This window comes from Cupriavidus ulmosensis (assembly GCF_977008105.1).
Genome location: NZ_CDRMWP010000001.1, coordinates 1,983,185 through 1,996,988, shown reverse-complemented (window position 1 = coordinate 1,996,988; position 13,804 = coordinate 1,983,185). Strand labels below are relative to the sequence as shown.

The 13,804-nt window shown below is 63.1% G+C and carries 13 protein-coding genes; all 13 read right to left on the bottom strand.

Annotated elements, in window-relative coordinates:
* Position 1: 1 nt before the first annotated feature.
* The gene (locus tag ACWTPI_RS09160; RefSeq protein WP_454731506.1) at positions 2-2,260 is read right to left on the bottom strand and encodes a hypothetical protein; all 2,259 of its coding nucleotides are present in this window, start codon (positions 2,258-2,260) and stop codon (positions 2-4) included.
* A gap of 10 nt (positions 2,261-2,270) precedes the next feature.
* Positions 2,271-2,900 (bottom strand): hypothetical protein, encoded by a 630-nt coding sequence (locus ACWTPI_RS09155; protein ID WP_059412658.1) that lies wholly within the window; start codon positions 2,898-2,900, stop codon positions 2,271-2,273.
* Positions 2,897-3,226, bottom strand: coding sequence for a hypothetical protein (locus ACWTPI_RS09150; protein WP_454731505.1), 330 nt, complete (start codon positions 3,224-3,226; stop codon positions 2,897-2,899). The genes ACWTPI_RS09155 and ACWTPI_RS09150 overlap by 4 nt, the downstream gene beginning before the upstream one ends.
* 3 nt (positions 3,227-3,229) lie before the next feature.
* Positions 3,230-3,637 (bottom strand): Rho termination factor N-terminal domain-containing protein, encoded by a 408-nt coding sequence (locus tag ACWTPI_RS09145; RefSeq protein WP_454731504.1) that lies wholly within the window; start codon positions 3,635-3,637, stop codon positions 3,230-3,232.
* A 79-nt stretch (positions 3,638-3,716) separates the two neighbouring features.
* Positions 3,717-4,118 (bottom strand): hypothetical protein, encoded by a 402-nt coding sequence (locus tag ACWTPI_RS09140; protein WP_454731503.1) that lies wholly within the window; start codon positions 4,116-4,118, stop codon positions 3,717-3,719.
* A gap of 53 nt (positions 4,119-4,171) precedes the next feature.
* Positions 4,172-5,440: a N4-gp56 family major capsid protein gene (locus tag ACWTPI_RS09135; RefSeq protein ID WP_454731502.1), complete on the bottom strand. Its 1,269-nt coding sequence runs from the start codon at positions 5,438-5,440 to the stop codon at positions 4,172-4,174.
* A gap of 12 nt (positions 5,441-5,452) precedes the next feature.
* A complete protein-coding gene (locus ACWTPI_RS09130; protein ID WP_454731501.1) occupies positions 5,453-6,514 on the bottom strand; it encodes a hypothetical protein in 1,062 nt (353 codons plus the stop codon).
* 139 nt (positions 6,515-6,653) lie between these two features.
* Positions 6,654-6,878, bottom strand: a complete 225-nt coding sequence (locus ACWTPI_RS09125; RefSeq protein ID WP_454731500.1) for a hypothetical protein — start codon at positions 6,876-6,878, stop codon at positions 6,654-6,656.
* 203 nt (positions 6,879-7,081) lie between these two features.
* On the bottom strand, positions 7,082-7,846 hold the full coding sequence (locus tag ACWTPI_RS09120; protein WP_454731499.1) for a hypothetical protein: 765 nt from the start codon (positions 7,844-7,846) through the stop codon (positions 7,082-7,084).
* A gap of 3 nt (positions 7,847-7,849) precedes the next feature.
* Positions 7,850-10,015, bottom strand: coding sequence for an SGNH/GDSL hydrolase family protein (locus ACWTPI_RS09115; protein ID WP_454731498.1), 2,166 nt, complete (start codon positions 10,013-10,015; stop codon positions 7,850-7,852).
* A gap of 25 nt (positions 10,016-10,040) precedes the next feature.
* Positions 10,041-11,339 (bottom strand): hypothetical protein, encoded by a 1,299-nt coding sequence (locus ACWTPI_RS09110; RefSeq protein ID WP_454731497.1) that lies wholly within the window; start codon positions 11,337-11,339, stop codon positions 10,041-10,043.
* The gene (locus tag ACWTPI_RS09105) at positions 11,336-13,402 is read right to left on the bottom strand and encodes a portal protein (protein WP_454731496.1); all 2,067 of its coding nucleotides are present in this window, start codon (positions 13,400-13,402) and stop codon (positions 11,336-11,338) included. Before ACWTPI_RS09105 ends, ACWTPI_RS09110 begins: the two co-directional genes overlap by 4 nt.
* An 18-nt stretch (positions 13,403-13,420) precedes the next feature.
* Positions 13,421-13,786, bottom strand: a complete 366-nt coding sequence (locus ACWTPI_RS09100) for a hypothetical protein (RefSeq protein ID WP_454731495.1) — start codon at positions 13,784-13,786, stop codon at positions 13,421-13,423.
* Between the last annotated feature and the right edge of the window lie 18 nt (positions 13,787-13,804).

The following is a 13,804-nucleotide window of genomic DNA, read 5'->3' as shown; positions in this document are numbered from 1 at the left end:
CTCACACCTCCTTGAGCGCCAGCGCACTCGTGCCGATGCGCAGGTCTTTGAACGCTTCCCCGGTGCCGGAGATGCGGATCTTGTAGCGCTGCGCCTTGTAGCCGGCCGGGAGGCGGAACCCTCCTGAGCGCGTCAGCGCCTTCGTGTGGCGCAGCACCCAGCCGTCCGTCACCTCATCGTAGGCATGGAATTCCACCGACCATGGTCCCGAACACAGTGCCTTGGCATACCCGAAATTGACGGGCTCCGGGAGCACCATTTCGCGCGACTGCCAGTTGGCGCCAAGCGGTGCGCCGGCATTGAACAGGTACAGGTTCGCCCCGACCCCGTAGTAGACGCCATCAGCGAAGTCGCTGGCGAATGAGCATGTCGCCTGAAAGCCAGGCAGATCGGTCATCGTGCCCGCAGCCTCGTCCAGGCGGATCATGAAGGCCGGGAAGGAACTGTCGTCCGCATAGACCACCAAGCGCCCATCCCACACCGAGAACCGCATGGCGCCGAGGTGGGCGGCGTAGCGCGCGCGCCAGACATCGCGGGTGAAGAACTGCTGTGAAAGCGTGAGCGAGGCCTGTCCACCCTGCATCACGACGATGCCGTCGCGGCTGGCGTAGGCAAGGAATCCGTCCACCAGCGCGATGGAGTGCTTCGATACCCCAGCCTGCGACACGTTCAGATCCAGTTCCGACATCCCGCCCGGCGTCGTTCCAGAGATGAGCACCGGCTCGGTTGTCGTCACCAGCAGCAGGCCCGTGCCATACGGCACGCCGTTGACCACGTTGTGCTGGAACACCTTCACATATTCCGGCGGCCAAGCCCAGGGCTTGTACGGCTCCGAGAAATGCAGCTCGTTGCCCTTCCATGCGCACAGGATGCCGTTCTTGAGCGTCATCAGCCCCACCAGCCCCGGGTCCGGTGCATAGTAGGTGTCCGATGCCAGCGGCTCATTCAACCCGGCCGCCGTCACATCGTCGTGAAAGACGAACGTGCTGCCAGGCTGTCCAAGCACCAGCACCGATCCGGCATAGAAGTACTCGATGACATCGCTGCCGTATTGGGTGCGGTAGAGCCGAATCTCCTTGAGCGGCGCATAGTCTGCCGCCGGCGTGTCGCGCGTCACCGTCACATCGACCGCCAGCCCATTGATCAGGCTCAGTTCGCCGGCTGGCGAAGGCGGCCCCTCCTCATCGTAGGTGTTGACGTAGGTGTAGACATACGCCCGCGTCTCGGTAGCTGCCGCATCCGACTTCGAGGCCAGCACCACGGTATAGCTGTTCGCATTGTCGTTGCGCGTGAGCGTCGCGCTCCAATCCGCGGTGGAAGATGTCAGGCTGGAGTTCGACGAGAAGATGTCGAAGACCGCAGCGCCCGTGCTGGTGTTCGTCCCGATCAGCCGGATCACCGGGAACGCCTGGTCAGGCGTGAGGTTTCCGGCATCGCTGGCGTTGTCGTTCAGGTACGAATACCGCGTCAGCGAATAGAGGGTCCGCAGCTCGTGCTCTCGGCCTGCATCGTCCTTCACGTAGGTGACGTTCTCGATCAAGCTGTTATCCGCCACCTTGCGCAGCGTGGTATCGCTCGATGCAATAACCCTGGTTCCAGCCGGCAGATCCACCCAGATCAGGTCATCTGTCGGGTTGCCGTCTGGCCCGCCGGTGTTGTGGAATATGTAACCGTAGGCAGTGGCGATGAAGGACTCATCAGTTGGGCCGAAGGCCGCCCCCGTATTCTTGGCCGGCGGCGTGAAGGTCCATTTCTGCTTATCCGTCACCACCGTGAGCCCGATGTCCTGCTCTTGGTACTTGACGCCGCCGTACTCGTAATGGAACCGGGCCGCGATGTTGATTTCCGACAGGCTGCTTGGCGTGCCCGTGACGGAGAACGTCGGGGTAACAGTAGGCTGCGGCACGCCCACGCGATAGCTCGAGCCCGGCGGACCACCATCCGGTCGCGTTCCCAGGCTGTTCGTGACACGGAAGTCGGTTGGCGTCGTGTAGTAGACCCGCCGATAGGTATCCTTCGCCATCGGCGCGCGCACGGCGTCAACGTCCACGTCCCACGTGTAGAACGAGACGCCATCCTCGGTGTACAGGCTCTTGACGGCGTTGCTCACCGCCGTGATCAGCGCCCCGCCCTTCATCCCGCGCAACTCCCCATAGCCGAAGTCGCAGTTCTCGGCCACCGTCGCAGCCATCTGCGGCAGAAGCGCATCGGGTACGCGCGGGAAGATGCCCGAAAATTGGGAGATCGAGAGCGTCGTCATCGGCCGGGTATCAGTGGTACGACGTGGTGCGCTGCGGTGCGCGCGTCAGGCCGCGGTGCGATTCCGCCTTGGCCCCGCCCATCGCCGCATCGAAGCGGCCGCGGTAGAGCGTGAACAGCTCCGGGCTGGTCCACGGCTTCTTCGGCATCGCCAGTAGCCGCGCCTTGGCGCCGTCGGCCAGCGCATCGAAGTACCGCGACCAGATCCAGGTAGGGAACGTCGTCGAGGCGCGCGTGGGCTGCAGCGCCGCCGTGACGACCAGGCCGCCGGCAATCTTCCGGACCGGCACGGGGGCGAGGATCACCTGGGCTGGATCGTCGGTCAGGAAGTACTTCACCTCTCCGCGTTCGGTCGCCCACAGCGGCAAGCGCGCCACGAGATCCGATTGTCCGATGGGGTGGATTTCCTTGCCGTCGACGCTGACCAGCAGCACCTGCGCAACCTCCGCGCCCGGCGGCGGGTCCAGTTCGTAGGTGTTCAGCCCGGCCAGCACTGGCGCCGGGTCCATGATGTACCGCCAGCACCATGAGCCTTGGCAAAACTCGATCACCGTATTGCGAATGGCGTTGGCGGCCAGGTCCTGCGGCACCCCAGGCACCTCCGGCAAGACCTCATCGAACAGGTCGGTGTACTTGGTCATGTGGCAGATATCAGGGTCTGGAACAGTTTGTAGGCCTTGACTTCACGGTTGGCGTTGACGTGCTCGTCGTCCTTCATCTCAGCCCGGAAGACCAGGTAATGCTGCATCGCCACCGCATGCTGGGGCGACAGCGGGAAGTCGTCGGAGAGCCCTAGCATGGGCACCGCCTGACTGAATCGCCCAAAGCGCAAGTCCGGCCGCATGCCATAGATTTCGGCCAGGCCGTCATTCACGAAGCCGAGCATGTCGGCGTCCGAGTAGCGGTCCTTGTCCGCATCATTCAGCGGCACGCGCCCGTTGTTGATGACCTGCTGAACCGTCGGCATGGCTTACGGCGCGACGCCGGGTTGCAGCGGCTCGGGACCCTTCTGGGCTTCTTCGATAGCGTCGATCATCTGCTTCTTGCTCAGGGTCGGCGCGAGCGAGAGCTTCATCTTTGCGCCGAAGGCGGCCAGTTCGGCCTTGCTCATCTTCTCCAGCGGCTTCGCCAGGCTGGACTGAGCAACTTCGGTCTTCTCGCCCGTGGTCGGGTCGATGACCGATACCATCACGGGGCCGCCAAGCTGATCCGCGTCCTCCGGATTCTCCAGGCCCCACTGGTCCGGATACTTCAGCAGCACCTTGGCCTGGTTTTCCGAGACTTCCTGCACGTCGCCGCGGCCGGCCCAGGATTTCCCGGAGCCGGCCACGTTGTCACGCGCCCAGGGCTTCAGTCCCACATACACGATTCCGATCATGATGATCCTCAAGGTAGGTCAAGAAAACGGGGCGGCGCGTGTCGCCCCGCTCCAGACTGCGCCGATGCGGACGGCGCGCTTAGATGCCGCGCGGCTCGTAGAACAGGACCGTATCGATGTCGCCGGATGCGGCCGCGCCGCCTACGGTGGCCACGATGTAGGCGTCCTTGGGGATGAAGACCGGCTTGGATGCCGAGATCGTCGATGCGGCCGAGGCGGTAGCCTGTGCGTTGAAGAACGCCGTGGCATCGCCGCCGGAGCCGTCCGTGTACTCGTAGCCGAGCGAGATGGTCGTGCTCGCGCCGAGCGCGCCGTTGATCAGGCGCGACTGATCGACCTTGGTGCCGGCCGAAACCAGGTTCAGGCGCACCTTGTCGCCGATCTGGGCGACGGCCAGCGTGTACTTGCCGTGCGCCGCCGCCAACGGCGCCTCGCCCGAGTACTGCACGTCTCGCAACGTCGAAGCATTGAGGGTGGTCATATTTCTCTCCTGTTGGGGCGGGCGCCCTGCCCGCCCCGTTGGTCATGTCCCGATTACGAGCCCAGCAGCGTGCGACCGGCGGCCGAGGCGGGGTCCGGGGCGTACGAGTCGACCACCGCCACGCCGTGGTCGGTGTCGACGCCATCGACCCTGAAACGGATCTTCGCCGTGCCGCTCATCGAACCCACCACGATTTCGATGGAGTTCTTGTGGTCGACTTCTTCTTCAGACCAGTCGTAGAAGTAGTCGCTGTTCGACTTGCCGTAGGCCTTGGCCAGCGCCTGCGCGCCCACCAGGATCGCGCGGTCGACCGGCTGCGCGGTCTGCACCGTCGACTCGGTGTACGTGCCGCCGTCGGCGCCGCCGGTGTCGATGACCACGTTCGAGCCGGTGTTGAAGCGGATGGCGTAGCGGTTCATGCGCTTGATCAGCACGCCGTTCCACATCAGGGTTTCGTAGCTGTCGAACAGCGGGTGCTTCACGCCGGCGGACTTGCGCTCGAAGGCGTTTTGCATGGCCTGGCGCCAGTCGGTCTGACTCGTCCGCGACTTCATGTACAGCCATTGGCGCTCGGTCACGAACAGCGCCCACAGCGGATCGTTCCACGCGCGGTCGTCGCCCTTGATCTTGATGGGCTGCAGCACCACCGGCGACTCGCGCTGCATCGATACGATGCGGTCGACGTCCTGGAAGGTCAGCGCATCGTTGGTGCCGATGTCCGCCGGGCTGGTCGCGTCGTTGGCCGCGTAGTAGCGGTTCTTGGTCGGCGCCTTCACCGGGTTCACCAGGATTTCCGCGAACTCGCCGTCGTTCTGAAAGGGCACAACCCAGTCGCTGGTGATCTGGTCGCCGCGCGCGCCGGCGAGATGCACGAGCGAGGTCTGGTCTTCCAGTCGCTGCGCCCAGCCCTGCAAGCCGGCCATCGCGATGCCGCGCAGATTGTGCTTGGTGCGCTTCTGCGTCATCTTGCCGCCGCTGTCGGCGCCGCCGCGGGTCTGGTTGATGGACACCTCCATCGTCGACGACGTGAGGCCCATCATCTTGCCGGCCACGCGCTTGTCGCCCATCACCGGCTTGCCTTGCAGCGGGTTGAACAGGTCCACCGTCACGGTGTCGCCGGCGGCCTTCGCCAGGTCTCCCGCTTTCACGATGGGATAGTCGGGGCTGGTCTGCCCCTTGGCCTTGGAGGCGAACGAACCTTCCTTGGGCATTTCGCCCGAAAGCAGGTTCATGAAGCCCGGTGCGGATTGCACGCGGGAGAACAGGCCCACGCCGTACACTTTGGCGGCGAGGGGGCTGCCGTAGGGAATGCTGGTCGTCATGGTCTTCCTCGATCAGAGAGAGCTGAAATAGGCTTCCTGCTGCTCGGGCGACATCTTTGCGAACTTGTCCGCCAGTTGGAGGGTGGTCATACCCTCCAAGGCTTCTTTCTCGCTGTTCGCCGGCGCAGCACCGGCCGGGAAGTCGGACATGGAGGTCGGCACGGTCTTCTTTGCCGACGCGGCGGCCACGGCCTCCGCTTCCTTGCGCAACTCTTCCGGCGATTTCTGCGGAGGGTTGGTTTTCGCGCCCGGGATTTCGATTGCGCCGTGCGTCGTCTCGACGAGCTTGACCACTTCGGCAAAGCGCTCAGCCAGGGGCTTTTCGGCCCACTTCGGGTCTTCTCGCAGCACAGCGTCGAAGCGCTGGGCGGTTGCGAACCGATCCGGGTCGGTGGCTTGGATATGCGCCAGCTTTGGCGTCGCGTCGATGGCATCCCGGACCTGTTCTGCCTGGGTGCGCTGGCGCTCGACCTGTTGCTGTTGCCTGTCCTGCTCGACCTGCTGGTGCTGTGCCCTCAAGGCCTTGATGGTCGCTTGCTGCGCCATGTAGGCCTTGTACTGGATCGGGAAGTCTTCCTTGAAGGCCTCCAACTCCTCGGGCGTCATTGCATCGGCTTCGGGTGCTGCCTCGGTGGTGCGGGCGCCTTCACCAGATTTCGCCCCTTGATTCCCTGCGGCAAGCTGCGCTTCGAGCGCGGCGATCTTGTCCGATGCTTCCTTGGCCAATTGCTCGGCCCGGGCCGCCCGGTCACGCTCACTCTTCAGCACCGAAAACGGGATGACATTCTTGCCGTCGCGGGCAAGTACGCCTTCCACGTTGCCTTCGTTCTCCTGCGTCGTCTCGACCTTCGCTGCCTCCCCTGCCGCCTTCTTCGCAGCCTCGGCTGCCTCTTCGGCTGCCTTCGCTGCTGCGGCATCGGCGGCTTCCTGCGCCGCCTTGGCTGCCTCGTCCGGCTTCACTTCGGTCGCTACGGTAGCGGTTGCGCTGGCTGTCGCCAGTTCCGCTCCGCTTTCGGCGACCTCATAGGCCTTCAGAAGTTCCTCGGGGCTTGCGTTGCTCAGGTCAATTTCCATTCCACTCCACTCCACGTATCGCGTTGGCTGCGAGGTTCAATCCATGTCACGGTCCGCCTATCCGGGCGGCACGGCTACCGTGCTGGGTTGATGTGGATGCTATTGCGCGTGGAGCAATTCGAGTCGGCCAGTTGTGGCCTCAATCCGTGACCACGGCGTCGGCGCCCTCATTGCGCTCGATGGACTTGGTGCAGTGGCCTCGCTCGAACCAGTCGAGGAAGCGGCAAAGCACGCAAGCCCAGCGCTTGCCCTCTGCCTGTCCCTTGCCGGCCCGGCTGGAGATCGTTTCGTCGGGGTCGCCGCCAAGCAGGGTGTTGGCGCCTTGGTCGATGGCGATGAGAAGGTTCAGCAGGTACTTGCGCATAGCCTGTTCCTTGATGGCGTGAAAAAGCCACCCGACGGTGGCTGTGAGGCTTTCCCCATTGGACCAGTCTGGCTATCGTGGCAACTCAGGAAGAAACCGACCTTTGGGTTGATTTGATGCTATGGCGTGGTGAGTAATTCGAGCTTGGTCGGCGGGGAATGAAAAGCCCGCTCGATGCGAGCTTATATGGGGCGACACCCAATCTATCGACTCGCCCACGCCGCCTTCACGAGAGTAGCTACATCGCCCCCCGATGCCAGGGTATCGTAAGCGGCGGCCTTGTAGGTTCCGCAATATTGCGCGACAGACGATGGAGTGGTCTTGCCTAGTGACAGAACCTGCGCGGTGGGATCCGGGTTGATCGGAGCCGTTCCACCAAACGTCATCGACGCCACCTCTGGAGTCGCCCCGTTGACGTAAAAACTCATTTTCTTTGTGGCGGGGTCATAGGCGACATGGAGCATGTATTCCGTGCCAACTACCGGGGCCGCGAGCACCAAGGCCGCCCCAGTCGAGCTGATGCCCGAGTATGCACGGAACGACCCATCTGATTTTCTATAGCTGAGTTGTACAAGATTCCCGGCGTCCAGAATTTGGTGATCGCCAGACGCTTGCCCCACATCCTGTGCGCGGTGCACGAAATGCACCATCGCCAGAAACTTCGTCTGGTTCGCCAGGCCGGCGCCGCCATTCAGGATGATCTTTTCCGTGGTGCCAAGCGGCGGCGTGGTGAAGCCGCTGCCGGCATCCCAGGTGAAAGCGCCTGGAGTTGTGAACGTCGCATCGCCAGTGCCGGGCGAAACAAGATTTTCCCACACATCGCCGCTCTGCGGCGCGGCCTGTCGTGGCCATGACGCCTTGTTCGCGGCAGCGTACCAAAACACCGTGCTCGGTGTCATACCGCCGATTGGGTACAGCTTGCTGCCCGCGAAGTTGTTAGCGACTGAATTGGTCTTAAATACGGTCATCGCTTATTCCTCCACCTTGCGCAGCACCGGCAAGCTGAACCGCACAGTGAAATCCACCGCAGTACTCGCCAGCGTGGCAATGGCCTTGATGTACAAATCGACGGACGTGACGCCCGCACCAACCACGACCCGGTTCGACTTGTCTCGGCGCCCCTGGATGGGAAGTTCCGTGTCGACCTCGAAGGATTGCAAATTCCCGCTGCCGTAGAAAGTGCCGGACTGGCGGATCTGGACTGTCACCCCTCGGAAGCCCACCGGGGCATTGTCCATATCGACGTCGCAGATCAGTTCGATTTCGTCCCCAGCCACAACGCCGGCAGGGAGCGGGACGGTGATATTGAGTCCGGTATCGCCACTGCCGCTCGTTGAGGTGTAGTGCAGCTGCTGCCAGAATGCGCCCGACACATCAGCGCGCGCCACGGCGGAAATCACGGTACCGCCGCTGCCGGACGGCACATAGTTGGTTGCATTCCAGCCGTCCGGAACCGTTCCCGTTACCCCGGCTCCTACCGTGCCAGCAGTGCCAGACAGCTTCCAGTTGGAAATGAAGTTCGTCATGGCCTGCCAGGCCTGCGTAACGTTCGCAAGTCGCGCTGTCTTCTTCAGCGGATTCGTCAGGCTCAGGGCCCGATCCATTGCGGGCACCAGTCTATCGCGCGACAATGCAAGGGCTCCCTTCGGAGTTGGGTGAATGGTGTCGATCCAGTTGCCAGTTGAGAGCCCCTTCGGGTAGGCGACGGAGGTGTCTTGCCAATAGTCGCTGACCTTGACGAAAGTCAGGCCGTATTGGACCGCCAACGTCTGCAACTGCCCATTCAAGTAACTGTATTTGTCTGCAGTGGCGGCGGTCCACGCATTGCTCATCAGAATGTCGCAGACGATCAGTCGTGTGCGATGTCGCGTTGCCTCGATAATCTGCGTTGCGGCCGCCAGAGAATCGCCCCAAGCCTCCGCACTCAACACATCGTTTTCGAACAGGTGCAGGAATGTGTAATCTGCCAGCCTATCCGGGTCAAAAGTCGTGTTCCAATCGAAGACAGCCGGGACCGTTTCGCCGGTATCAGGAAGGTGCAGGAGGGCGTTGCGGATGTGGGTTGCATACTTGCCCCCGCGCGCGAAGATGGCATCCTCCTTAACGTAGACCGCCTGCCCATAGTAGGCCGATATAGCCTGAAGCAGGCCCTTTGCCTTCCACTGCGTGCCACCTATGTCCGTTGGCTTACCTGACTGCCCGGCAATACTGTTGCCGATGGCTCCGATGGATGCCGGCGCGAATCGACTGGTCCCGCGCAGCGAGAAGCCGAGGGCCTTTGTTGTATAGGGGAAAGTAGTCTGCGAGCGCGTGTAAGCCGTGTCCGCTTTGACATCGACCTGAGGAATGGCTCCGGTATACAGATGACCATCCAAATCCCATCCTCCGACATCATTCCCTGCGCCATCAATGAAAGCATGAAGTCGGCCGCATTTCTCATAACCTGGCGGCATTGATGCATCAATGTGCGGGGCTGCGTAATATTGTCCGAGCAAGATAGCTACGCCAGAATTGTTCTTGTACACATTCACGTAGTCCCCGCTGAAGACGGCGAAACTCTTGCCGCTGACGGTCGCAGCAAGGCCGGAAGCAATGTCGATATAGGTGTTTCCTACGGCAGAGGCTTGGTCGGCAGCCGTTTGTGCAACGACTGCGCTTGCAGCCGCACTACCAGCCTGCATAGCTGCAACGCCAGCTTGTGCTGCTGCGATCCCTGCCTGCGCAGTCGCAGTTCCTGCTTGCGTCGCCGCCGTCTCCGCATCAGTGAGGGCACTTGCTGCCGCGCCGCTCGCGACGCCAGCGCTTTCCGCCGCCTCGGCAGCCCTCGCAACGACGGTATCTGCCCCGGACACAGCGGTATCGCGCGCCGCCTCTGCCACCTGCTTCGCGCTTATTGCCTGGGTGGCACTGGCTGCCGCATCGCTCTTTGCCTGTGCCGCAGCCGTAGCGCTCGCAATGGCCACGGCCTGAGCCTGCGCCGCAGCGACCTGGGCTGCATCCGCAGCATCGGCATGTTCTTCTGCCGTCGCGGCCTGCTCGATTGCCTTCTGCTCCAGGTACTTGAGATTCGCCTCTTGCTCCGGCACCGTCACGGTTCGAAGCACGTCCTCTCGCAGGATGAGGTGGTCAGTTTCCATCGAGGTTCTATCCGTGGTGGTCTAGTTACAGGCTGCCGTAGCCAGTGAGAACCCAAGCCGTACCATCAAAGGTGGCATGTGCCCATTGGCTGGGAGAAGAAAGCGACCTGACCCACATGACCATCCCTAGGTTGTTGAGCAGACGGACACTGAATGCGCCAGTTGCCAAATCGGTGCGAGCCAAATGGACCATATCGCCAACGGCTGCATCGGTGACATTGAGCGTGACAGTCCGATCCGCAGTAATTGGTGCGTCATAGATGACAATGGTGTTGCGCACTCGTCCGGTCGTCAGGTCTGCATCGCCGGGCTTGACCACGGTCGGCGCACCGACATTGGCATACCCTTGCGCCAGATCGCGCGCTGCCTCCGCCGCGACCTGAGCCGCTCCCGCTGCCGTCGCGCTCGTCCCGGCCGCTGTTGCACTGCCCGCAGCCGCCGTCGCGCTCGCGGCAGCGTTTCCCGCCTGCGTGGTGGCCGTGCCGGCCTGAGTCGCGGCCGCTGTGACGGAACCAGCCGCAGCGGTGGCGCTGGCTGCCGCCTCCCCCGCCTTGGTCGTGGCGGTGCCAGCGCTGGTACTGGCCGCCGTCGCCGACCCCGCAGCCGCTGAGGCCGAGGCGCTGGCGTACCCTTCGCTGGTCGACGCCGCCGCGGCCGAGCCGGCGGCGGCAGTCGCACTCGCCGACGCCTCTCCCGCCTTCGTGGTCGCCGTGTCGGCGCTCGCGGCGGCGGCGGTGGCACTGGCCGCCGACGCTGAAACCTGCGCCGCGACATTCACCAGCGAAGCCGCCGCTTCGTTCGCACTCTGCTGTGCAGATTGGGAGGAAGCCAGCGCAGCCGCAGCCTGCTGGCCGGCCTCCGTCGCTCTGTCGGCGGCCGCCGTAGTACTGGCTTCGGCGGCGGCCTGCGCTGCCTGCGCGGCGATCTTGGCCGCGTTGGCGCTGTCTACCAGATCCTGGGCCAGGCCTTGCGCCTGCTCGAAGAAGTCCTGAAAGTCGCTCTTGCCCGGAATCTCCGGCAGTTGCGCGATCTCCGACAGGTTCGCCGTGGGGGTGTCAGGCACCATTGCGATGGTGCTGTAGCCCTTGGCGTCCGTCGGCTGGACCTTGATCTTGTAGTTCGAGGACTGCGAGCCGAGCGAGTTGGGCCACAGTTCGAGCGTGCATTCCCCGAATTCGTCCGTCACCGCCTCGACGAGCTGCGGGACCACGAATCCATCATGGATCTCGTACCGGTCGAGCTGGGCCGTGATCGACGCGCCGACCACGGCCTGGGCGTTCTGGTCATACAGTTTGACGCTGACTGCGCAGGTTGGGATGCTCATGCGAATTCACTCGACGGGTTGACGGGTTGCGGCATGCGGGCGTTGTCCACCTCGGCTTCGAGCTTGTCGGCTTTGGCATTCTCCGACCTGACCTTGGCCGCGGTCAGCGCCGCTTCGAGCGTGGCCATGCGCTTCTGCATGGTTTCCATCGCCTGTTGCTGGGCGGCTTGTGCTTGCGCGGCCTGCTGTTGCTGGGCCTCGTCCATCACGCCCACGGTTTGGCGCAGTTGGTCGATGACTTCCTGCTTGTTCGGAATGTCGAAGTAGTCGACCAAATACGGCACCAACACGGCCTGCAGTTGGGGCGGCAGCCCCTTCGCGAGTTCGGAGAGCATCGTCCCCTGCTGCACGCGGAACGTTGGCGACGATGGAATGTCGTCCAACACGACCTTTGCACGCACGCGCGAGGTGTCGTTGACGACCGTCTGCTGGCCTGTCTCCGGATCGACTGCGCGCTGGTTCAGCACGATGATGCGCTTGCGCTTGCCGTCACCGACCGGCACCTGAATTTCCCGCCCTTCCATGTCCTCCAGCATCATGGAGAACAGCATTTCCCCTACCATGCGGCGGGCGAAGCGGTAGTTGTCATTCGTTTCCCCGAGGGTGTTCAGCCCCTGTTCCACCAGCGAGTTGATCGCCAAGCCCGAGTTGGCGGACGAGTTCTGGCCCATCATGGCCTTGTGGATGCCGGAGGACTCGGCGATTTCCTGCTTCGCCTCCTGCATGGCCTGGAACTGTTGGGCAGCGAGTTCGCCGCCCACGTTGAGTTCGAACCGACTGTTGGGCTTACTTGGCTCGAGGATGATGTAGGCATCCGGGCGAGCCGCCTCCCGGCGGACGACATCATGGTCCTTGACTGCATCGGCTGTCGTGATCACACGCCGACTGTTGAGCAGCCAAAGGTTCTTCGATTTCCGCGCGTTGATCTCGTCTTGCGGGCTGATCATGGCCCGGATGAGGCCATACGGCGAGAGGGTCAAGTCCTCCCGGAAGCCGAAGAACGGCGCATAGGGGAACATGCCGTGCTTGTACGGGCTCGGCACGTCATAGAGGAAATGCGGCCCGCAGTACCACGCCAGCCGGATCCGCTCGAAGATTCGCTTCTCGACCTTGACCGCGCCGGCCAGGATGGCGGTGGTGTGCTTCGGGTTGTTGAAGTCGGCTTCGATGGCGCGGCCGTTGGCCAGCCGAATGACGTAGCCGGACACCCACTTCCGATACCAGATTTCGTACAGGCAGACGCGCCGGCGGAACGTGTCGCGCCAGTCTTGCTCCTCAAGCCGGGTATCGCGCTCGTTCATGAACGAGTTCGCTAGCCCGGTGTTCTCGGACAAGACCGGATCGAAGCCGGCCCAGCCGCTGATGCACTGGCGCAACAGCCCCGCATATTCGGGCATCTTGGCAATCGCCGCATCAACGTCCATCCAGCGCCGACGGATCAGCCATTTGGCGTCGCTGAGGTCGGATTCCGTGGAGCGCCAGTCCCACGAGATTTCGCGGCGATGCACGTACTTGGCGCGGTACGGGAACTTGAAGGGGTCGGACTCGCGCGACACCTCGACCCAGCCCACGCCAGTCTTGCACTGCGCGGCATAGGCGTCCGAGCATGCCCGGTCCGCGCGCGTCTCCGTCTCGGCATGCTTGAGCTTGAGGGAAAGCGCCTCCGCCATATCGGGCGTGGCAATGCCGTCGTCTTCCGCCCGGACCAGCCAGTCGGTACGGGTCTTCGCCTCCATGCCCAGCACCGTGTCGATGGTGGGCTTGATCAGGTTCGTGATCAGGGGCGGCTGGCCGCGATCTTGGAGGATTTCCAGCGTCTTCGCATCCAGCTGGTTCCCATCGTAGTAGTCGGCGCACTTGTCCGCCTCGCGGCGCCAGCCCGGCTGGTGCTTGATCTCGTAGAGGAAGTTTTCGACCTGCTCGCGGCTCAGGGCCTCGTCCTTGAGTTCGTCGGGTAGCTTGTCGCTGCGCTCGATGTCCCCGTCGACGCGGCCGGCACCGACCGCAGATGACTCAGGCTCATCACGGAGAACAGTAGCGCTGGACAGTTGAATACCGGGCATCGTCGCGGTCGCTATTTATTAGTACTCAGAAATGCCCCAGCCCTGCTTGAACTCATATCGCTCGAGGTCCGACGGAAGCTCGCTGGTGAAAATGACGTAGCGGCGAGCTTCCTTGTCCCAGAAGAGGTTCTGGGTGACGATGTTCTTCGTCGCCTTGGCGTCCGCAACATCTTCCGGGCTGAGCGTCTGATTCACCCACTCGGGCGTCACGGAGACGCCGTTTGATGCCACGAAAGCCTCCCCGTCGACATCGAAACCGTTAACGGCATACTCATGCAATGCGAGGCCAGCCATCGCCCACCATTGGCTGGCACTGTCGGGCACGTTATCGTGACGCACCGACAGGTTGAGTTCCCGCGCAGGGAAATAGGTTTCCTTCGACATGCAACGCCTCCTGTAGGC

Excerpts from the sequence above, each read along its gene's own strand:
- ACWTPI_RS09150 (WP_454731505.1), bottom strand. The coding sequence starts at position 3,226 with ATGCCGACGGTTCAGCAGGTCATCAACAACGGGCGCGTGCCGCTGAAT.
- ACWTPI_RS09140 (WP_454731503.1), bottom strand. The coding sequence starts at position 4,118 with ATGACCACCCTCAATGCTTCGACGTTGCGAGACGTGCAGTACTCGGGC.
- ACWTPI_RS09155 (WP_059412658.1), bottom strand. The coding sequence starts at position 2,900 with ATGACCAAGTACACCGACCTGTTCGATGAGGTCTTGCCGGAGGTGCCT.
- ACWTPI_RS09115 (WP_454731498.1), bottom strand. The coding sequence starts at position 10,015 with ATGGAAACTGACCACCTCATCCTGCGAGAGGACGTGCTTCGAACCGTG.
- ACWTPI_RS09160 (WP_454731506.1), bottom strand. The coding sequence starts at position 2,260 with ATGACGACGCTCTCGATCTCCCAATTTTCGGGCATCTTCCCGCGCGTA.
- ACWTPI_RS09105 (WP_454731496.1), bottom strand. The coding sequence starts at position 13,402 with ATGCCCGGTATTCAACTGTCCAGCGCTACTGTTCTCCGTGATGAGCCT.
- ACWTPI_RS09110 (WP_454731497.1), bottom strand. The coding sequence starts at position 11,339 with ATGAGCATCCCAACCTGCGCAGTCAGCGTCAAACTGTATGACCAGAAC.
- ACWTPI_RS09125 (WP_454731500.1), bottom strand. The coding sequence starts at position 6,878 with ATGCGCAAGTACCTGCTGAACCTTCTCATCGCCATCGACCAAGGCGCC.
- ACWTPI_RS09145 (WP_454731504.1), bottom strand. The coding sequence starts at position 3,637 with ATGATCGGAATCGTGTATGTGGGACTGAAGCCCTGGGCGCGTGACAAC.
- ACWTPI_RS09130 (WP_454731501.1), bottom strand. The coding sequence starts at position 6,514 with ATGGAAATTGACCTGAGCAACGCAAGCCCCGAGGAACTTCTGAAGGCC.
- ACWTPI_RS09120 (WP_454731499.1), bottom strand. The coding sequence starts at position 7,846 with ATGACCGTATTTAAGACCAATTCAGTCGCTAACAACTTCGCGGGCAGC.
- ACWTPI_RS09135 (WP_454731502.1), bottom strand. The coding sequence starts at position 5,440 with ATGACGACCAGCATTCCCTACGGCAGCCCCCTCGCCGCCAAAGTGTAC.
- ACWTPI_RS09100 (WP_454731495.1), bottom strand. The coding sequence starts at position 13,786 with ATGTCGAAGGAAACCTATTTCCCTGCGCGGGAACTCAACCTGTCGGTG.